Raw genomic sequence first — 20,003 nt, 5'->3', positions numbered from 1 at the left:
GCTGAGCGGTTCTGTGAATCGCTACGATCGTAGGTGCCGTCATTGCTGGCCTGTAGCCTTGTCAATAGTCGCGTTTTGTTCAATAGCCTGGTGAAAAAACGGATAACTCCTACATTTGAATCGGTAGTTTCCCGCGTCGTCGTGACGCCGTTTGACTGGTAGAATCGCCCGTCGATTTTTCTGGAGTTTGCCGTCGTGATCACTTCCCGCCTTCGCACCCTGCGTGACCATATCCGTTGGGCCGTCAGCCGCTTCCATGGGGAGGATCTGTTTTTTGGCCATGGCACCGACAATGCCTGGGACGAAGCCCGGCAATTGGTGTTGGGTGCGCTGCACCTGCCATGGGAAATCGCCGACAGCTACCTCGACTGCAATCTGGAAGAAGACGAAGTGGTTCACCTGCAGCTTTTGCTCAAGCGCCGCATCGAAGAGCGGGTGCCTACGGCGTATCTGTTGGGCGAGGCGTGGTTCTGCGGCATGTCGTTCATCGTCGATGAGCGCGTGCTGATCCCGCGTTCACCCATCGGCGAGTTGATCGAAAACCGGTTTACCCCGTGGCTGGCTACCGAGCCTGCGCGGATTCTCGACCTGTGCACCGGTTCCGGTTGCATCGGCATCGCCTGCGCCTACGAGTTCCAGCATGCCGAGGTGGTGTTGGCGGACCTGTCGTTCGAAGCGCTGGAAGTGGCTAACCAGAACATCGAGCGCCATGGTGTCGATGAGCGTGTGTACACGGTCCAGGGCGACGGTTTCGAGGGCTTGCCGGGACAACGTTTCGACCTGATCGTGTCGAACCCGCCCTACGTCGATGCGGAAGATTTCGCCGACATGCCGGACGAATACCAGCACGAGCCGGAACTGGGCCTGGCCTGCGGTGATGACGGTTTGAACCTGGTGCGGCGCATGCTCGCCGAAGCGGCGGATCATTTGACCGAGAAGGGCTTGCTGATTGTCGAGGTGGGCAACAGCCAGGTGCACGTCGAGGCGTTGTACCCGGAAGTCGACTTCGCCTGGCTGGAGTTCGAGCGTGGCGGGCATGGTGTGTTCATGCTGAGTGCGCAGCAGTGCCGGGAGCATCAGGCGTTGTTTGCTTCTCGCGTCTGACCTTTGTAGGAGCGAGCTTGCTCGCGATGGACCTGAGAGCGATGTGTTTATCCAGAAAGCACGCGTCATCGTTAACGACCATCGCGAGCAAGCTCGCTCCTACAAGGAATGGCCGCACCGCCGATTACCGGTGCGTGGCAATCCAGATCAGCAACCCCGCCTGAAACACCGCGAACGCCACCAGGCAGGTGATGGTGAAACGCAGCCCGGCGTCTTCGCGTTTGTACTTGCTGACTTTCTCTTCGTGTTTCTTGAGTTTGACTTCCTGCTCGGCCAGATTCTGCTCGGCTTGCTGGAGCATCTGCGCCGCCTCGAGAATCTCCACGACCTGCAGTTTTTCGCTGTTCCAGTCGCCAGAAAGGTCGCCGACCTTGACCGGCTTGACGCTGCCTTTCAAATGTTGGGCATCGGCATACACCACGTCGAAACCGTGCACGCGTAAAAAATGATCGCGGCGCAGACGGGTGTCTTCGTTCAGCGCATCCTTGTTGTTCAGGTCAAAGCCGTCGACGGTGTAGGTCGGCCAGCGCTTTTTCACCCAGTTGATGCCCTGGGCCGCCATGTAGCGGCCAATGCCACGGTTCAGCGGTTCAATCTGCAATCCGCTGTCCGGTCCGAAATGCACGCGCTTTTCGGCGTGATCGACCCACACGTCCAGATGATTCTGTTCCTTGCGCACACGCTGGCCGGGCAGGGTGATGCTCATGCGCATCAGGCTGCGTTCTTTGTCGTTGCGCTCGGCATAGCCGAACTCGACAAAGCGCAATGGGCGCCCGCCGGTGTTGCGGTCAGTCTGCAGTGGCGCCAGACGGAGCATCTTGTGGTGCTCGACGTGGACGTCCGTCCAGGGCAGCTCGACCGCTGGCGGTGCGTCTTTTTCAGCGCTGGTGTCGGGTGAAGTCTGGGTGTCGGTCATAACGGCGAGATCCTGTCCAAGCTCAGCTTGTTGCCAACCAATGTGTTGGCGACAAAGGCTTATCGGCCGTTTTTTTCAAGACTGGAGGGCCAGGGGCGTTTAACTGGCGCGAAGTCCGTCAATAAAACCGAGGATTCGCGTGCCCAGTTCCGCCGCCAGGGGCAACTGCGGATCTTTATAAGAGGCCAGTTGGCGTTTGACATCGTTGGGCACGATGCGCATGACGTGGTTCATGCCCTTGATCAGCGCCAGTTCGGCGTCCGGTTTGGCGGCCTTGAGCAGTCTTGCGTCATTGACGCCGACCTGGATGTCGTTGCTGCCCTGGATGATCAGCGCCGGCATTTTCAGCTTGGCAAACGCCGCGGCCGGGTCCTGGCGGAACAGGGAAATCAGGTACGGCTGCACGCTCGGGCGGAAAATCGCCTGCAACGGTGGCGGCACATTGTCGTCGGGTTTCCCGGCCTTGAGGCTGTCGAGCAATTCATTGCTGCGCAGCATCAGCGGGGGAGGCAGGCGATTGCCCAGTTGCTCGCGGATGACCTGATCGACCGGCCTGGCGCTGCCGGAGACAGAAATCACCGCGTCGGCATCGATGCCCGGAGCGGCGAGGCTGGCGATCAAGGCGCCTTCGCTGTGCCCCAGCACAATCAGCTTGCCGAAACGCGGATCGGTCTTGAGCTTCTGGCCCCAGGCTTGCGCATCGGACACGTAGGCCTCTACCGTCAGATTGCGTTCGTCCGGCGTGGCGGCCAGGCTTGCGGCCACACCGCGCTTGTCGTAACGCACGCTGGCGATGTTGTGTTTGGCCAGCACCCAGGCCAGGCGCTTGAGGCTGTCATTGCGCCCGCCATCGACGTTGTTTCCGTCACGATCCGTAGGGCCGGAGCCGGAAATGATCAGGACAACCGGCACGGGGTCGTCGGATTTTGGCAGCAACAGCGAGCCGAAAAGCTCGCCGGTGCCGGTATCCAATGTGATCGGTCGTTGCAGGACAGTCGCCTGGGTGAAGCCGGAAATCAGGGTAAGGCTCAAGGCAAGAACTCGCAGCATCATCGCGCCATTATCCAGAAGATGCCGGTTGGACACACAGGCACCCATAAGGTTCGAGGATGAACTACTTGGGTAGCCTGCGTATACTGGCGCGCATTACGTATTCAGGTTCATTTCACGGAGCGTCCTGCATGTCCGGCAATACCTACGGCAAGCTGTTCACTGTCACCACCGCGGGCGAAAGCCATGGCCCGGCGTTGGTCGCCATTGTCGATGGCTGCCCGCCGGGGCTGGAGATATCCCTGGAGGATCTGCAGCGTGACCTGGACCGCCGCAAGCCCGGCACCAGCCGCCACACCACCCAGCGTCAGGAAGCCGACGAAGTCGAAATCCTCTCCGGCGTGTTCGAAGGTCGCACCACTGGCTGCGCCATCGGCCTGCTGATCCGCAACACCGACCAGAAGTCCAAGGACTACTCGGCGATCAAGGATCTGTTCCGCCCGGCCCACGCCGACTACACCTACCACCACAAATACGGCGAGCGCGACTACCGCGGCGGCGGTCGCAGTTCGGCCCGCGAAACCGCGATGCGCGTCGCGGCCGGTGCGATTGCGAAAAAATACCTGGCCAGCCAGGGCATCGTCATTCGCGGCTACATGAGCCAGCTCGGGCCGATCGAAATTCCGTTCAAGACCTGGGAGTCGGTCGAGCAGAACGCCTTCTTCAGCCCGGACCCGGACAAGGTGCCTGAGCTGGAAGCCTACATGGACCAATTGCGCCGCGACCAGGATTCGGTCGGCGCGAAAATCACCGTGGTCGCCGAAGGCGTGATGCCGGGCCTGGGCGAGCCGATCTTCGACCGCCTCGACGCCGAACTGGCCCATGCGCTGATGAGCATCAACGCGGTGAAGGGCGTGGAAATCGGCGCCGGTTTCGCCAGCGTCGCCCAGCGTGGCACCGAGCATCGCGATGAAATGACCCCGCAAGGTTTCCTCAGCAACAACGCGGGCGGCATTCTCGGCGGTATTTCCTCCGGTCAGCCCATCGTTGCGCACCTGGCGCTGAAGCCGACATCGAGCATCACTACGCCGGGCCGTTCCATCGACATTCATGGCAATCCGGTGGAAGTGATCACCAAGGGCCGTCACGACCCGTGCGTCGGCATCCGTGCCACGCCGATTGCCGAGGCGATGATGGCCATCGTGCTGATGGACCACCTGCTGCGTCACCGTGGGCAGAATGCCGATGTGCGTGTGAGCACGCCGGTGCTGGGTCAGTTGTAAATGGCTGACCTCATGGTCGCAGCCGTCTGATGGCGACTGCGGCGCTCCCGTACTGGCGGCTCTCCAGTTTCTATCTGTTCTATTTCGCCTTGCTCGGCTCGACAGCGCCGTTTCTGGCGCTGTACTTCGATCACCTCGGATTCAGCGCCGCGCGCATCGGCGAGCTGGTGGCGATCCCGATGCTGATGCGCTGCGTGGCGCCGAATATCTGGGGCTGGCTGGGCGACTACACCGGTCAGCGGCTGGCCATCGTGCGCTTCGGCGCGGTGTGCACGCTGCTGACGTTCTCGCTGATTTTCGTCAGCAAGAGCTATGCCTGGCTGGCGATGGTCATGGCCTTGCATGCGTTCTTCTGGCACGCGGTGCTGCCGCAGTTCGAAGTCATCACCCTGGCGCACTTGCAGGGCCAGACCTCGCGCTACAGCCAGATTCGCCTGTGGGGCTCGATCGGTTTCATCATCACCGTGGTCGCGCTGGGTCGGCTGTTCGAATGGCTGAGCCTGGACATCTACCCGGCGGCGCTGGTGTTGATCATGGCCGGTATCGTCCTCAGCAGCCTGTGGGTGCCCAATGCCCAACCGGCGCCGGGCAACCGGGTGGCGGGGGAGGGCTTCCTCAAGCAACTGCGCAACCCCGGCGTATTGGCGTTTTATGCGTGCGTGGCGCTGATGCAGATGAGCCACGGACCGTACTACACGTTTTTAACCCTGCACCTTGAGCGACTGGGTTACAGCCGTGGCGTGATCGGCATGCTCTGGGCGGTCGGCGTGGTCGCCGAAGTCCTGATGTTTCTGGCCATGAGCCGGATCTTCGCGCGCTTCTCGCTGCGCCGGGTGTTGATGGCCAGTTTTCTGCTGGCGGCGTTGCGTTGGCTGTTGCTGGGTTCGCTCGCGGAGTTTCTTTGGGTGCTGTTGTTTGCCCAGGTGCTGCACGCGGCGACGTTCGGCAGCTTTCACGCCGCTGCCATTTCATTCGTGCAACGTAGTTTCGGTGCGCGCCAGCAAGGCCAGGGTCAAGCGTTGTACGCCGCACTGGCCGGCACCGGTGGTGCATTGGGCGCGTTGTATTCCGGCTACAGCTGGAATGCCCTCGGTGCGGCATGGACATTTAGTATTGCCAGCCTCGCAGCGCTCGCCGCTGCCGTTATCATTGCCACACGTATGCAAGAGGACAGGCCATGAGCCTTACCCGTGAACACCTCGCCCAGGAAATCATCGACGCCGGGCGTTTTCTGTACGGCCGCGGCTGGTCGCCGGCCACCAGCAGCAATTATTCGACCCGCCTGTCGCCGACCGAAGCCTTGCTGACCGTGTCCGGCAAGCACAAGGGGCAACTCGGCATGGACGATGTGCTGGCCACCGATCTGTCAGGCAATAGCCTGGAACCGGGCAAGAAACCGTCCGCCGAAACCCTGTTGCACACCCAGCTCTACAGCTGGCGCCCGGAGATCGGCGCGGTGCTGCACACCCATTCGGTGAATGCCACCGTGCTGTCGCGCCTGACGCCGCAAGACTTCATCGAGTTCGAAGACTACGAACTGCAAAAAGCCTTCAGTGGTGTGACCACCCACGAATCCCGGGTGCGGGTGCCGATTTTCGACAACGATCAGGACATTGCGCGCCTGGCCGCCAAGGTGCAGCCTTGGCTGGACGCCCATCCCGATTGCGTCGGCTACCTGATCCGTGGTCATGGCCTCTACACTTGGGGCGCGCGCATGGGCGATGCCCTGCGGCAGATCGAGGCCTTTGAATTTTTGTTCGAGTGCGAGTTGAAGATGCGCTCGCTCTTTAAAGCATGAACCGTTAAGGAGTTGCCCTGATGAGCAGCCTGTCCGTTTATCACGTCTCCAGCCCTGAAATCCCCAACAAGGTGCTGACCCATTTCGAAGACATTGCCTCGACCCTGGCCGAGCAGGGCGTGCGTTTCGACCGCTGGCAAGCCGCCACAAAACTCCAGCCGGGCGCCAGCCAGGATGAAGTGATCGCCGCCTATCAAGAGCAAATCGACCAGCTGATGACCGAACGCGGTTACATCACCGTCGACGTGATCAGCCTCAATAGCGATCACCCGCAAAAAGCCGAATTGCGTGCCAAGTTCCTCAACGAACACCGCCATGGCGAAGATGAAGTACGATTTTTCGTCGCCGGCCGTGGCTTGTTTACCCTGCACATCGACGATTACGTCTACGCCGTGCTGTGCGAGAAAAACGACCTGATCTCGGTGCCAGCGGGCACCAAACACTGGTTCGACATGGGCGAGCACCCGCATTTCATTGCGATCCGCCTGTTCAACAACCCGGAAGGCTGGGTGGCCAACTTCACCGGCGAAGACATCGCCAATCAATTCCCGCGTCTTGAGGACTGAGTCGATGACGATCAAAGCGATTCTCACCGACATCGAAGGCACCACCAGTGCAGTGAGTTTTGTGTTCGACGTGCTGTTTCCTTACGCGGCCAAGCATCTGCCGACGTTTGTTCGCCAGCAGGCCGAGCGCGCCGATGTGGCTGAGCAACTGGCTGCCGTGCGTCGTGACAGCAACGAGCCGGACGCCGATGTCGAGCGCGTTGTCGAGATCCTGCTGGGCTGGATTGCCGAAGACCGCAAGGCCACGCCGTTGAAAGCGTTGCAGGGAATGGTCTGGGCGCAGGGCTATCAGGCCGGGCAGTTGAAGGGGCACGTGTACCCGGACGCCGTGGAAGCGCTCAAACGCTGGCACCAGGATGGTTTTCAACTGTTTGTTTATTCCTCCGGTTCGATCCAGGCCCAGCGGTTGATCTTCGGCTGCTCCGAGGCGGGAGACCTGACGCCGTTGTTCAGTGGCTACTTCGATACCACTTCAGGGCCCAAGCGCGAGGCGCAGTCCTACGCCAACATTACGCAGGCGATTGAGCTCGAGGCGGGGCAGATTCTGTTTTTGTCGGACATCGTCGAAGAACTCGACGCGGCGCGTGCGGCGGGGATGGCTACTTGCGGGCTGGCCCGCGAAGGCGGCGAACTGGCAGGGCATGTCACCGTGAACAGTTTTGCGCGGATCGATCCTGCTAATTTCTAAACGCTACAAAACCTGTGGGAGCGAGCCTGCTCGCGAAGAGGGCGTGTCAGTCAACATCAACGTTGAATGACACGCCCTCTTCGCGAGCAGGCTCGCTCCCACATTTTTTACAGCGAGTGATAGGTCGGCAGGGCAAACCGTTGCTGGCTCTGCAGCATGGAAATCTGCGGTAATTCGCTGGCTTGTTCAGCGAGGTCGCGGCGAATCGCGCTGATGACCCAGGACAGTTGATCGCCATTGTGCAATTGCTGGTAGGAGATCGAGCGCATGAATTCTCTGCCGTCGGCGCTGCGCAAGGTCAGCAGAATCCCGCCATCAGGGCGGTCCTGGGTAGTGACTGCGAAGTTGGAGAACAAGGACGAAAATTTTTCCTGAATAAGGCTCATGTCGTTCAGCTCCATGATGACTTGAATGGCAAGCATGGAGAGACTGTTGCAGCCTTTGTGCCAGTATTTTAAGTTGTTAAATATTAATAAAATCAATAGCTTACTATTTTTAGTGATTTTTGCTTTCGTGCAATCTGCATGAATGGCCATCGTGCATCCTGCATTTTGCAGGTACGTCGGCGACTCGATGGAACCAATTGGCGCGCACGGGATCATCTTCGCGCAGCGCAATCGCGGATCAAGATCGCGGATACAAAACATTTCAAAAACCGCGTGTACAGCTCAAGAACCGTTGACGTATTTTCGGGCTCAGTCATCGCCGCCCGACAATAAAAAAAGATCGAACGGGAGCAATCATGAGCCGTACGTCGAACGACACGATTACCTGGGGCATGATGCTCCGCAAGTTGCCTTCCATCGCCAAAGCCATCCCCCGGGTGGTGAAGGGCATGAAGGCCGCCAACGTCAAGGACCCGACCCAAGCGTGTGGTTTGGGCTGGAGTTTCGAGCAAGCCACATTGCGCAACCCGAAGGGGCCGGCGCTGTTGCAAGGCGAGGTAACGCTCAGTTACTCCGAGGTTAACCAATGGGCCAACCGCATTGCTCATCACCTGATCGGCCAAGGCATCGGCAAGGGTGATGTGGTGGCGGTCTTTATCGAGAACCGTCCGGAACTGCTGGTGACGATTCTCGCGGTGGCCAAGGTCGGCGCGATCAGTGCGCTGCTCAATACCTCGCAGACCCGCGACACCCTGGTGCACAGTGTGAATCTGGTGGCGCCGGTGGCGATCGTTGTCGGTGAAGAGTTGGTCCCTGCGTACCTGGCGATACGTGATCGGGTGTTGATCAAGGCTGACCGAACCTGGTTCGTCGCCGATCAGGACACCTCTCGCCAACCGGGTATCGCCCCTGAAGGTTTCATCAACCTGATGACCGCCAGTCTCGACGACGCCAGCGACAACCCGCCCAGCAGCCAGCAGATTTTCTTCGACGATCCCTGCTTTTATATCTACACCTCGGGCACCACGGGGCTGCCCAAGGCTGGGGTGTTCAAGCACGGACGCTGGATGCGCAGCTCTGCGAGCTTCGGCATGATCGCCCTGGACATGCGCCCCGACGATGTCGTCTATTGCACCTTGCCGCTGTACCACGCCACGGGCCTTTGCGTGTGCTGGGGGGCAGCCGTCAGCGGTGCCAGCGGGTTCGCCATCCGCCGCAAATTCAGCGCCAGCCAGTTCTGGAACGACGCGCGCAAGTACCGGGCGACCACCATCGGTTATGTCGGCGAACTGTGCCGCTACCTGGTCGATCAACCGCCCTGCGCCGACGACAACCGGCACGATGTGAAGAAAATGATCGGCAACGGTCTGCGTCCCGGCGCCTGGAACGAGTTCAAGACCCGCTTTGCAGTGAATCACATCTGCGAGCTGTACGCCGCCAGTGACGGCAATATCGGCTTCACCAATATTCTTAACTTCGACAACACCATTGGTTTTTCCCTGATGCGCTGGGAGCTGGTCGCGTACGACCACGACAGCGGCGCGCCGATTCGTCAGGCCAATGGCTTGATGCGCAAGGTCGCCAAAGGCGAGCAGGGGTTGTTGCTGGCGAAAATCGATGACAAGGCACCGTTGGACGGCTACACCGATCCGCAGAAAACCGCCAAGGTCGTGTTCCAGGATGTGTTCGAAAAGGGTGACCGCTACTTCAACACCGGCGACCTGTTGCGCAACATCGGTTTCGGTCATGCGCAGTTTGTCGACCGCCTGGGCGATACCTACCGCTGGAAGGGCGAAAACGTCTCGACCACGGAGGTTGAAAACATCCTCCTGCAACATCCGCTTATTTCCGAAGCCGTGGCCTATGGCGTGGAAATCCGCAACACCAATGGCCGCGCCGGGATGGCGGCGATTACCCCGGCCGAATCCCTGGCAACCCTGGACTTCAGTGAACTGCTGGCCTTCGCCCGCGAGCAAATGCCGGCCTATGCGGTGCCGTTATTCCTGCGGGTGAAAGTGAAAATGGAAACCACCGGGACGTTCAAATATCAGAAGACCCGACTCAAGGACGAGGGCTTCGACCCGGGTAAAACCGGAGATGACCCGATCTATGCCTGGCTGCCGGGGACCCAGACTTACGTGCAGGTCACGCAGCAGTTGTTGACCGACATTCACGGTGGCAAGTACCGCTATTGAATCTGGCTATGGCGGCCCATGAGAAAAAACAAGTGACAGTGCCGGGAGCGCTCGGGAAACTGTCGGCTTTTACGAATGACAGAAAAGGGAGTGCCCAATGTCAGACAAAAGCCGCCAGATGACCCCCGAAGAAGCCGCCGAATTCACCGAACAGGTATTCAACAAGGCACGGGAGGGCGATGCGGCAATGATGGCCGCGCTGCTGACCAAGGGTTTGCCGCCGAACCTGCGTAACCACAAGGGCGATACCTTGCTGATGCTGGCCGCGTACCACGGCCATGTGGACACGGTAAAAGTCCTGCTGGAACACAAGGCCGACCCGGAGATCCGCAACGACAACGGCCAGAGCCCGATTGCCGGCGCCGCCTTCAAGGGCGACCTGGCGGTGATCAAGGCCTTGGTCGAGGGTGGCGCGCAGGTTGAAGGCTCGTCCTTCGATGGCCGCACGGCGCTGATGATGGCGGCGATGTTCAACCGCGTTGAGGTGGTCGATTACCTGATCGGCAAGGGCGCCGACCCGAAAGCCAAGGACGCCAATGGCATCACCGCGCTGGAAGCGGCTAAAACCATGGGGGCTTCCGATACCGTTGCGCAGTTGCAGAAACTGGTTGGCTGATTGCTTTAAAAGATCGCAGCCTTCGGCAGCTCCTACATTGAGTGGCGTACACCAGTAGGAGCTGCCGAAGGCTGCGATCTTTTTTGGCCATTCGAACCTATCCTTGCGCTATCCTTCGCGCCCTCAATATTCCCCTCGCTACAGGATCCGCCCCATGAAAGCCGCACTCGTCGAACTCATCAGCAAAATCAGCTCCGGGTGCATGGGCGAAGACGAAATCCTCAAGGTCGCAGACGAAGCGGCCCAGGCCTACGCCGATCAGGATGCTTTTCTGACGGCCAATCCGGACATCAACTACGACGAAACCTTCCCGATCCCGCTGGGTGAGTGGGTGGTGGTCGGCAGCCTGCCGGAAACGGTGCTGTTCCAGGCTGACACCTACATGGATCTGTTCGCGCAAATCGCCGCGTCGTTCGGCCCGGGCGTGGAATTCAATCTCAAGCCCAAGCAACTGGCCAAGACCGAAGCCCTGACCGCGCTCAATCGCATTCAGGTGCAGATGAGCAGCCTGAACAAGGAAAATGGTGGCTATACGCTGATGAACTTCAGCCAGTTGCTCGATGAGGCGTTACAGGTGGTGCTGGTCTACGGCAATGACGTGCCACGCGTGTTGGAATTGTGCGCAGAAGTCGGCATCGTGGCCGTGCCATCCCTGGAAGCCCTGAAAGTGGCGATCCACGTCTGATAGCCAAACCCTGTCAATAAAAAGGAACCCTCGCGACGACCGTCTATCCTGAGAGGGCATATCACTCTTTGGGAGCGTCACCATGGGTTCCACGTTCAACAGCCTGGTTGCCTTGATCATTTTTGCCCTGGACATCTGGGCCATCATCAACGTATTCAAAAGTAGCGCCGAGACCGGGATGAAAATCCTCTGGGTGCTGCTGATTGCGCTGTTGCCGGTGCTGGGACTGATCATCTGGGCCATCGCGGGGCCGCGGGGTAACGTCAAGTTCTGAACAAGCGACACTAAACCTGTGGGAGCGAGCCTGCTCGCGAAGAACGATGACGCGCAGCCGCTGAAACACCGCATCGCCTGCTTCGCGAGCAGGCTCGCTCCCACAGTGTTCTGCGGGGCCTTTGATGACGAAGGTTCGACCTGTCATCTTCCGCGACGTAGAATGCGCGCCTTTCCCGGTCAATCGAAACGATCGAATGACCATCATGGGCGGGTAACCGTCCGTTGCCACCCGCATTCATCGGAGCACTTCCCATGAGCATCACCCCGACCAGCGACTACCTGGAAACCCTCTACGAAGGCTACGGCCAGCGTTTTCGCATGGAAAAACTGCTGCACGAAGTGCGCACCGAACACCAGCACCTGGTGATCTTCGAGAACCCGCGCATGGGCCGGGTGATGGCGCTGGACGGCGTGATCCAGACCACCGAAGCCGACGAGTTCATCTATCACGAAATGCTGACTCACGTGCCGATCCTCGCCCATGGCACCGCCAAGCGCGTGCTGATCATTGGCGGCGGCGATGGCGGCATGTTGCGTGAAGTGGCCAAGCACCGCAGTGTCGAGCACATCACCATGGTCGAGATCGACGGCACCGTGGTCGACATGTGCAAGGAGTTTCTGCCGAACCACTCCAAAGGTGCATTCGAAGATCCACGCCTGAACCTGGTGATCGATGACGGCATGCGTTTCGTCGCCACCACCACTGAAAAATTCGACGTGATCATTTCCGACTCCACCGACCCGATCGGACCGGGGGAAGTGCTGTTCTCGGAAAACTTCTACCAGGCCTGCCACCGCTGCCTGAATGAAGGCGGCATCCTGGTGACGCAGAACGGCACGCCGTTCATGCAGATCGAAGAAGTGAAGACCACCGCCGGTCGCCTGCGCAGCCTGTTCCCGGACTGGCACTTCTATCAGGCCGCCGTACCGACCTACATCGGCGGCTCGATGACCTTCGCCTGGGGCGCCACCAATACCGCTTATCGCAAGTTGTCCCGCGAAACCCTGCAACAGCGCTTCACGGGCAGTGGCATCGTCACCCGCTACTACAATCCTGAAATCCACATTGGCGCCTTCGCCTTGCCGCAATACGTGTTGCAGGCGGTGAACAAGCCAGGCAACGACTAAAACCATGTAGGAGCGAGCCTGCTCGCGATGGCGTCAGACCAGTCAATATGGATGTTGAATGTTCCTCTGCCATCGCGAGCAGGCTCGCTCCTACATGGATTGCAGCGGAACAAGGCGGAACAATTAGCCAGCTAACAAGGTCGAGATAGGGGTAAACCCATCCATGGGTTTTACCGAGGAGGCACCAATGCAAAAGTGGAAAGTCACTTTCGTGGATGATCATGGCGAAACCGTCAACGAAGTCTTTGAGTGCACCGAGCGCCCGGACTACGAGCGTGCCGCCAGGCTCATCAAGGCCCGGCTTCTTCCTGTCGCCGCCGAACTGGATCTGAACGATCTGGAAGGGCGGACCACTGATGCGTGCGTCAAAGAACTCAAGCTCCAGAACAGCATTCAAATCCTCGGCATTACTCCAATCTGAACGACACCTGTCGCATTCACATCCAGGCCTTGGCAGAGGCTCTATCTTGAGGCTACTCTGCAAGCGAGATCAGCGAACGGATCGCTAAGGTCTGGTCTTGTCAGCTCCATGCTTGTTTCCCGCCGGCACATCGGTTGCCGTCGCTCGCGCTATTCGGTTGCGAGTGAGGGAGTACGGAAAGTCTATCCATCGTATTGAGGAGGACGTTTCATGAGCACAGCCTATCAAGAAGACATCAGCAGCAGCGTTCTGCGCCGCATGAAAGAAGGCGGTTTTGACTTTTCACGGTTTCATCCCATCGAGTTCTACGCCATTTTTCCGGATGAGGAGCGGGCACGCAGGGCGGCAGGTCATTTCCACCGTGGTGAATCCCTGAATGCGCAAGTCAGTGTGCGTGACGATGGCGCCTGGGCGCTGGAGTTGTGCAAAGTCATGTATGCCACCTACGACGACATCGGCGATTTCGAACAGGGTTTCGAAGCGGTGGTCGAGCCGTTGGGTGGCATCATCGAAGGCTGGGGTGTGAAACAGGAGGTACGAGGGCGACTCGCATAACTTATGAACAGTGACAACCAGCATTGACGGCTGACCTTCGGGTTGGCCGTTTTCGTTTGTGGGCTTAAAGATTAAAAGATCGCAGCCTGCGGCAGCTCCTACATTTGAATGGCGTACATCCTGTAGGAGCTGCCGCAGGCTGCGATCTTTTGACGTTGTTTTTATTTCGCAATATTTCGCGAAGGCAAAAAAAACCGCCCAAAACGGGCGGTTAAAAGGGAAGTTCGGTCAGCTTTTCAGCGAATGGACGGATTATCCACCGCGTTAACCGGGCAGTGAAATCAACTCTGACTATGCTGGTGATAGGCGATCACAGCGCCTTGCAATGAAGCGGGGGCAATCAGGTTGGGGCATTTGTCGCACAGGATTGGTGCGGTGCGTGCGTCTTGATTATCCAACCGATTGAAATATAAGCGTTTATGCCGATGGCACGGGCCTTGCGAAGGTCTGGACGTCCGAGTGACAAGGAGTACGGCATGATCCGCACCTATTTTGATGAGATGTACGATGCCGGCGGCCTGGTCCGCCCGCATTATCGGGAGTTTGCCCGTTGGCTGGCCGAGACGCCTGACGAGCTTCTGGCACAACGGCGACGCGAGGCCGATCTGTTGTTTCATCGCGCCGGGATAACCTTCACGCTCTACGGTGATGAGCAGGGGACAGAGCGCCTGATTCCCTTCGACACCATCCCCCGCAGCATCCCCGCCAGTGAATGGCGGGTCGTCGAGCGCGGCTGCATCCAGCGGGTCAAGGCGTTGAACATGTTCCTCGCCGACCTTTACCACGAGCAGCGCATCATCAAGGCCGGCATCATTCCGGCCGAGCAGGTGCTGGCCAACGAGCAGTACCAGTTGGCGATGCAGGGCCTGGATTTGCACCGCGATATCTATTCGCACATTTCCGGTGTCGACCTGGTACGCGACGGCGACGGCACCTACTACGTGCTCGAAGACAATCTGCGTACACCGAGCGGCGTCAGTTACATGCTCGAAGACCGCAAGATGATGATGCGCCTGTTCCCCGAGCTGTTCGCGGCACAACGCATCGCTCCCATCGACCACTACCCGAACCTGCTGCTCGATACCCTGAAAAGCTCAAGTCCCATCGACAATCCAAGCGTGGTGGTGCTGACACCCGGCCGCTTCAACAGCGCGTTCTTCGAGCATGCGTTTCTCGCGCGGGAAATGGGTGTGGAGCTGGTGGAAGGCGCGGACCTGTTCGTGCGCGATGACAAGGTGTTCATGCGCACCACGGACGGGCCGAAAGCCGTCGACGTGATCTACCGTCGCCTCGACGATGCCTTCCTCGATCCGCTGGCGTTCAATCCGGATTCGATGCTTGGCGTGCCAGGGCTGCTGTCGTCCTACCGCTCCGGCAACGTGGTGCTGGCGAATGCCATCGGCACCGGGGTCGCGGACGACAAGTCGGTGTACCCCTTCGTCACGGACATGATTCGTTTCTACCTGGATGAAGAGCCGATCCTGAAGAACGTGCCGACATGGCAGTGTCGTAATCCCTCGGAGCTGTCCCACGTGCTGGCCAATCTTCCAGAGCTGGTGGTCAAGGAAACCCAGGGTTCCGGCGGTTACGGAATGCTGGTGGGGCCAGCGGCGACGGCGGCGGAAATCGAATCGTTCCGCGAGCGGATCAAAGCCAAGCCCCACGCGTACATCGCCCAACCGACGTTGTCTTTGTCGACCTGCCCGACCTTTGTCGAAAACGGCATCGCTCCACGCCACATCGACCTTCGCCCGTTTGTATTGTCGGGCCGCGAAACCCGGGTCGTGCCCGGCGGTTTGACCCGCGTCGCCCTGCGCGAAGGCTCCCTGGTGGTCAATTCCTCCCAGGGCGGCGGAACCAAGGACACCTGGGTGGTTGAGGATTAAAGGAAGCCTGTCATGTTAAGTAGAACTGCCTCGGATTTGTATTGGATGTCGCGTTACCTGGAGCGGGCGGAAAACCTCGCCCGGATGCTCGACATCAGCTATTCGCTGTCGCTGATGCCGCAGGACGGACGTGGCGACGGTTTGCACGAATTGGCCATGCCGCTGTTGATCACCGGTACCCTGGACGACTACCTGGAGCGCCATGGTGAATTGCATGCCGAACGGTTGCTGCACTTCTTCGCCCTGGATGCGGCCAACCCGGCGAGCATCTACAGCTGCCTCGGTGCCGCACGGGCCAGTGCTCATGCGGTGCGTGGGCGCATCACCGCCGACATGTGGGAAAACATCAACGCCACCTGGCTGGAAATTCGCGGCATCGCCGAACAGGGGCTCGGTCGCTACGGCATGAGCCGTTTCTGCGAGTGGATCAAGGAACGTTCCCACCTGTTCCGGGGCGCGTCCTACGGCACCATCATGCGTAACGATGCGTTTCGCTTCATTCGTCTGGGGACCTTTATCGAGCGGGCGGACAACACCTTGCGCCTGCTCGATGCCCGCTACGAAATGGCTGGCGATCAGGCCGAAGCGGTCAGCGATGGCACGGCTCACGCCTATTACCAATGGAGCGCGTTGCTGCGGGCGTTATCGTCGTTCGAGGCCTACACGGAAATCTACCGCGACGCCCCCGGCGCCCGGCATGTCGCCGAGCTGCTGTTGCTGCGGGCCGATGTACCGCGATCCCTGCGCGCCTGCACCGAAGAAATCGACCAGATCCTCGCGCAATTGCCGGGGGCCAACGGTCGCCCCGCACAACGCCTGGCGGCAGAAATTGACGCACGCCTGCGCTACACCGGCATCACCGAAATTCTTGACGAAGGCCTGCACGCCTGGCTGACCGAGTTCATCCCGCTGGTGCGCCAGTTGGGTAACGCCATACACAGTTCCTACCTGGAGGCTGCATGAGACTTTCCATTAGCCACGAAACCACCTATCACTACGAAGATCAGGTGCGGGCGAGCATCCAGTACCTGCGACTGACCCCCCACGACAGCGAGCGCCAGCACGTGCTCAGCTGGCAGCTCGACCTGCCACGCCCGGTGCGCGCGCAACTCGATCCGTTCGGCAACATTCTGCATGTGCTGACCCTGGACGAGCCCCACGAGGCGATCATCATCGGTGCTCGTGGCCAGGTCGATATTGACGAAATGCGTGAGGCCGAACACGAGAGCCAGTCGGCGTTGCCATTCCTGCGCTTCACCCGTTTGACCGAAGCCGACGCCGCCCTGCGTGAGTTCGCAGAGAAGGCCTGCAAGCAACGCCGCGATCGCACGGCGCTGATCGATCTGATGCATGGCCTCAACCAGCATATGACCTACACGCCGGGCTCCACGGAAGTCGACACCAGCGCGGCCAAGGCCTTTGCCGGGCGCTCCGGCGTGTGTCAGGACCACACTCACGCGTTTCTCGCCTGCACCCGCAGCCTGGGCATTCCTGCGCGTTATGTGTCGGGCTATCTGTACAGCGAAAACAGCGAACACCTGGCCAGCCACGCTTGGGCCGAAGCCTGGCTGGATGATGCCTGGTACAGCTTCGACGTGACCAATGAACTGGCGCGGCCGGAACGTCACCTGAAGCTGGCGGTGGGCCTGGACTACCTGGATGCCTGTCCGGTGCGCGGGATGCGCCGGGGCGGCGGGTGTGAGCAGATGCACGCCAAGGTGCTGGTGTCACCGACGCTCGCGCCGGTGATTTCCGTCCAACAGCAATAATCTGATGGATCACCCTTGTAGGAGCTGCCGCAGGCTGCGATCTTTTGATTTTGATATTAAAGATCAAAAGATCGCAGCCTGCGGCAGCTCCTACGGGGAGGTCTGTCAGGGTTGAACCTTGCGCCCCGCCATATGCTTCAAATACCCCACCAGCATCCCCAGATCCCCATCCGGCAGCACCTCGGCCGAGAACCCGGGCATCTTCGCCTGCGGCCATTGGCGCAAACTCTGTGGATCGCGAATGTAGCGCTTGAGGAAGTCCGCGCCGAAGTACTCGGTCGGGTTGTACGGAATATTCAGGTCCGGCCCGAATTGCGCGTCCCCGACGCCGTTGAGTCGATGGCAGGCCAGGCAATTTTTCTGGAATAACGCAAATCCCTTGTTCACCGGATCATCCGCCTTCAACGCCGGATCGGGCAGCAGGGCAGGAAAGCGCTCGGCTACGGGCGCCAGGCGTTTGATGCTTGCCACCTGGAACGGCCATTGTTCGGGGCTGATGTTGCCGGCCTGCGGATTGCTCCAGACCAGATAGAACGGCCCGGCGCCTGGCTTGCCTTCCGACAGCGGTGGCCAGGGTTTGGCCGGGTCTTCAATCGCCAGCCAAGCCTGTGCCCCCTGTGTATTGAGCAACGGCGCTGCGGCCATTTCGGCGGCAAAGCCATCCAGGGCCACGGCTTGCAGATGGTCCTCGGGCTTGATGCCGTTCAGCAGCGCGGACAACGGCACGGCGCGGTAACTCATGTCCCGCTTGTAGGAAACGTCGTTGCTGATGTTGATGGTTTGAGCCTGAGGATGCTTGAGCAATTGCTCTGTCTGCCAGGTGCGACTGTTCGCGCCCAGCTCCAGGTTCAGCTGTGCGGCATACAGGGGCGAGCCGAACAGCATGGCCCCGAGCAGAATGAGCATTTTCAAGTGATCGCCGTCCATGTCGTGCAAGTGCCGCAAAGATTGGCACAGCCACGCTGGCCCGGCTAGCGGGCCAGTCACATTTTGATAGTGGCAATTCAAAAACTGTGACGCCGTATCTTTTAGACGCGACTAGCCGATCACCTTGGTCAGGTTCGGCAATATCAACAACAGCGTGGTGGCGAAAAGGATGAGCCCGGCTTGACGTACTTTCGATTGTTTGAACATGGCTTGACCGCCTTTTTTGTTATTTCCTGATGCCTGCCTGCATATCTCCATGTTGGCAGCGCGTTGCACTTCCTGTAGTGACGAGCGTCTCGGCAAAACCCGACGACAACTTCGTACAACTTCACCTTAGAGCCCGCGCTGTGCTTGGTTTAGATCCATTTCATATGGAGTCGTTACGATTCTCTTTAAAAAAGATATGAGGCCTATTGCCAGCTTCTTTGGCGCCCGTTGGCTAGACAGCTTGGTGTCTTGAATCGGTTAATCCGGTAGCTGACTACCGTCCGTCTGAGCGTGAGCGTCAACGTCTGTGAGCGCTAAGGTCATTGAATCAATCGCGGCTCGGGCCAAGATGAGCGCTCGGTATTTACCCACCTGCACTGTGGTTCGAGGACGTCATGACCCAAGCATTGATTTTCGACGCGTTACGCACGCCCCGTGGCAAAGGCAAGGCCGACGGCGCCTTGCACAGTGTCAAACCGGTGAATCTGGTTGCCGGTTTGCTCACCGCACTGCAACAGCGCATGGCGCTGGACACCAGCCAGGTCGATGACGTGGTGCTCGGCTGCGTGACGCCGGTTGGCGATCAAGGCTCTGACATCGCCAAAACTGCTGCTCAGGTGGCCGATTGGGATGTCAGTGTGGCGGGGGTGCAGATCAACCGCTTCTGCGCTTCCGGGCTGGAGGCGGTCAACCTCGGCGCAATGAAAGTGCGCTCCGGCTTCGAAGACCTGGTGGTGGTCGGCGGTGTCGAGTCGATGTCCCGGGTGCCGATGGGCAGCGATGGCGGGGCCTGGGCGCTGGACCCGGCGACCAACCTGCACAGCCACTTCACGCCACAGGGTGTGGGCGCGGACCTGATCGCCACCCTTGAAGGCTTCAGCCGTCAGGATGTCGATGCCTATGCGCTGCATTCCCAGCAAAAGGCTGCGCGTGCGCGAGCCGACGGTTCGTTCAACAAATCGCTGGTGCCGGTGCAGGACCAGAACGGCATCATTCTGCTCGATCACGATGAGTTCATCCGCGCCGAATCGACCCTGGAAGGCCTGGGCAAGCTCAAGCCAAGTTTCGAGATGATGGGGCAGATGGGCTTCGATGCCACCGCACTGCGGGTCTACAGCCACGTCGAGCGGATCAATCATGTTCACACCCCCGGCAACAGTTCCGGGATTGTCGATGGCGCGGCGCTGATGCTCATCGGCTCCGAAGCCAAGGGTCGGGCGCTGGGCTTGCAGCCCCGGGGGCGGATTGTCGCCACTGCGGTCACCAGCACCGACCCGACCATCATGCTCACCGGCCCTGCGCCGGCGACCCGCAAGGCGCTGGCCAAGGCCGGGCTGCGGGTTGAAGACATCGATCTGTTCGAGGTCAACGAGGCGTTTGCTTCCGTGGTGTTGAAATTCATCAAGGACATGGCCGTCGACCCGGACAAGGTCAATGTCAACGGTGGTTCCATCGCCATGGGCCACCCGCTGGGTGCCACCGGCTGCGCCATTCTCGGCACGCTGCTCGATGAACTGGAAGCCCGACGCCTGCGTTATGGCCTCGCGACCCTGTGTGTCGGCGGCGGCATGGGTATTGCCACCATCATCGAACGCCTCTGAGCCCGG

Annotated in this window: 21 protein-coding genes; 17 read left to right on the top strand and 4 right to left on the bottom strand. The window is 59.8% G+C overall.

Going from position 1 to position 20,003, the window contains the following annotated elements; genetic code table 11:
* Window positions 1-195 precede the first annotated feature (195 nt).
* Window positions 196-1,104 (top strand): 50S ribosomal protein L3 N(5)-glutamine methyltransferase, encoded by a 909-nt coding sequence (gene prmB / locus C8K63_RS24215; RefSeq protein ID WP_008048406.1) that lies wholly within the window; start codon window positions 196-198, stop codon window positions 1,102-1,104.
* Window positions 1,105-1,228: 124 nt separating this feature from the next.
* Here the strand turns inward: prmB and C8K63_RS24210 are convergent, their stop codons facing one another.
* Together C8K63_RS24210 and C8K63_RS24205 are read right to left on the bottom strand one after the other, a co-directional pair.
* Entirely contained in the window at window positions 1,229-2,020 is a 792-nt protein-coding gene (locus C8K63_RS24210; RefSeq protein WP_108218973.1) for a hypothetical protein, read from the bottom strand.
* Window positions 2,021-2,119: 99 nt separating this feature from the next.
* Window positions 2,120-3,118: an alpha/beta hydrolase gene (locus tag C8K63_RS24205; RefSeq protein WP_108218972.1), complete on the bottom strand. Its 999-nt coding sequence runs from the start codon at window positions 3,116-3,118 to the stop codon at window positions 2,120-2,122.
* A gap of 83 nt (window positions 3,119-3,201) precedes the next feature.
* On the opposite strand from C8K63_RS24205, the gene aroC reads away from it, so the two are divergent.
* From aroC to mtnC, 5 genes are read left to right on the top strand one after another with little or no spacing between them, the layout of a single operon-like run.
* Window positions 3,202-4,293 (top strand): chorismate synthase, encoded by a 1,092-nt coding sequence (gene aroC / locus C8K63_RS24200; RefSeq protein ID WP_085716874.1) that lies wholly within the window; start codon window positions 3,202-3,204, stop codon window positions 4,291-4,293.
* Between the two features lie 29 nt (window positions 4,294-4,322).
* The gene (locus C8K63_RS24195) at window positions 4,323-5,474 is read left to right on the top strand and encodes an MFS transporter (RefSeq protein ID WP_108218971.1); all 1,152 of its coding nucleotides are present in this window, start codon (window positions 4,323-4,325) and stop codon (window positions 5,472-5,474) included.
* On the top strand, window positions 5,471-6,091 hold the full coding sequence (locus tag C8K63_RS24190) for a methylthioribulose 1-phosphate dehydratase (protein ID WP_108218970.1): 621 nt from the start codon (window positions 5,471-5,473) through the stop codon (window positions 6,089-6,091). Before C8K63_RS24195 ends, C8K63_RS24190 begins: the two co-directional genes overlap by 4 nt.
* Before the next feature lie 20 nt (window positions 6,092-6,111).
* Window positions 6,112-6,657 (top strand): acireductone dioxygenase, encoded by a 546-nt coding sequence (locus tag C8K63_RS24185; RefSeq protein WP_108218969.1) that lies wholly within the window; start codon window positions 6,112-6,114, stop codon window positions 6,655-6,657.
* A gap of 4 nt (window positions 6,658-6,661) precedes the next feature.
* Window positions 6,662-7,345: an acireductone synthase gene (gene mtnC, locus C8K63_RS24180; RefSeq protein ID WP_108218968.1), complete on the top strand. Its 684-nt coding sequence runs from the start codon at window positions 6,662-6,664 to the stop codon at window positions 7,343-7,345.
* Between the two features lie 107 nt (window positions 7,346-7,452).
* Here mtnC and C8K63_RS24170 read toward each other — a convergent pair whose 3' ends face one another.
* Window positions 7,453-7,731: a DUF3509 domain-containing protein gene (locus tag C8K63_RS24170; RefSeq protein WP_108219055.1), complete on the bottom strand. Its 279-nt coding sequence runs from the start codon at window positions 7,729-7,731 to the stop codon at window positions 7,453-7,455.
* Between the two features lie 356 nt (window positions 7,732-8,087).
* Between C8K63_RS24170 and C8K63_RS24165 the strand changes: the two genes are divergently transcribed.
* The 10 genes from C8K63_RS24165 to C8K63_RS24115 all read left to right on the top strand — a co-directional run bounded on the left by C8K63_RS24165 (window position 8,088) and on the right by C8K63_RS24115 (window position 17,262).
* Window positions 8,088-9,926, top strand: coding sequence for a long-chain-acyl-CoA synthetase (locus tag C8K63_RS24165; RefSeq protein ID WP_108218967.1), 1,839 nt, complete (start codon window positions 8,088-8,090; stop codon window positions 9,924-9,926).
* A gap of 97 nt (window positions 9,927-10,023) precedes the next feature.
* Entirely contained in the window at window positions 10,024-10,542 is a 519-nt protein-coding gene (locus tag C8K63_RS24160; RefSeq protein WP_108218966.1) for an ankyrin repeat domain-containing protein, read from the top strand.
* A 154-nt stretch (window positions 10,543-10,696) separates the two neighbouring features.
* Window positions 10,697-11,227, top strand: a complete 531-nt coding sequence (locus C8K63_RS24155) for a hypothetical protein (RefSeq protein ID WP_108218965.1) — start codon at window positions 10,697-10,699, stop codon at window positions 11,225-11,227.
* Window positions 11,228-11,309: 82 nt separating this feature from the next.
* On the top strand, window positions 11,310-11,501 hold the full coding sequence (locus C8K63_RS24150; RefSeq protein ID WP_007993066.1) for a PLD nuclease N-terminal domain-containing protein: 192 nt from the start codon (window positions 11,310-11,312) through the stop codon (window positions 11,499-11,501).
* Between the two features lie 254 nt (window positions 11,502-11,755).
* Entirely contained in the window at window positions 11,756-12,631 is an 876-nt protein-coding gene (gene speE, locus C8K63_RS24140) for a polyamine aminopropyltransferase (protein WP_108218963.1), read from the top strand.
* Between the two features lie 187 nt (window positions 12,632-12,818).
* Complete coding sequence (locus tag C8K63_RS24135; protein ID WP_108218962.1) at window positions 12,819-13,052, top strand: hypothetical protein; 234 nt, start codon at window positions 12,819-12,821, stop codon at window positions 13,050-13,052.
* A 210-nt stretch (window positions 13,053-13,262) separates the two neighbouring features.
* Complete coding sequence (locus C8K63_RS24130; RefSeq protein WP_108218961.1) at window positions 13,263-13,607, top strand: ribonuclease E inhibitor RraB; 345 nt, start codon at window positions 13,263-13,265, stop codon at window positions 13,605-13,607.
* Window positions 13,608-14,083: 476 nt separating this feature from the next.
* Window positions 14,084-15,493 carry a circularly permuted type 2 ATP-grasp protein gene (locus C8K63_RS24125; protein WP_108218960.1) on the top strand — a complete coding sequence of 470 codons (1,410 nt, stop codon included), beginning with the start codon at window positions 14,084-14,086 and terminating at the stop codon, window positions 15,491-15,493.
* A 12-nt stretch (window positions 15,494-15,505) separates the two neighbouring features.
* Window positions 15,506-16,456, top strand: coding sequence for an alpha-E domain-containing protein (locus tag C8K63_RS24120; RefSeq protein WP_108218959.1), 951 nt, complete (start codon window positions 15,506-15,508; stop codon window positions 16,454-16,456).
* Window positions 16,453-17,262 (top strand): transglutaminase family protein, encoded by an 810-nt coding sequence (locus C8K63_RS24115; RefSeq protein WP_108218958.1) that lies wholly within the window; start codon window positions 16,453-16,455, stop codon window positions 17,260-17,262. The genes C8K63_RS24120 and C8K63_RS24115 overlap by 4 nt, the downstream gene beginning before the upstream one ends.
* Window positions 17,263-17,367: 105 nt before the next feature.
* On the opposite strand, the gene C8K63_RS24110 is transcribed toward C8K63_RS24115, so the two are convergent.
* Window positions 17,368-18,189 (bottom strand): cytochrome c, encoded by an 822-nt coding sequence (locus C8K63_RS24110; protein WP_108218957.1) that lies wholly within the window; start codon window positions 18,187-18,189, stop codon window positions 17,368-17,370.
* Window positions 18,190-18,791: 602 nt separating this feature from the next.
* On the opposite strand from C8K63_RS24110, the gene C8K63_RS24105 reads away from it, so the two are divergent.
* Window positions 18,792-19,997 (top strand): acetyl-CoA C-acetyltransferase, encoded by a 1,206-nt coding sequence (locus C8K63_RS24105; RefSeq protein WP_108218956.1) that lies wholly within the window; start codon window positions 18,792-18,794, stop codon window positions 19,995-19,997.
* Window positions 19,998-20,003: the final 6 nt, after the last annotated feature.

It is taken from the genome of Pseudomonas sp. GV085, assembly GCF_003050925.1.
In the GTDB taxonomy this organism is placed as follows: Bacteria; Pseudomonadota; Gammaproteobacteria; order Pseudomonadales; family Pseudomonadaceae; genus Aquipseudomonas.
The sequence above is the reverse complement of the archived record's forward strand: the minus strand, read 5'-3'. Positions and strand labels throughout refer to the sequence as shown.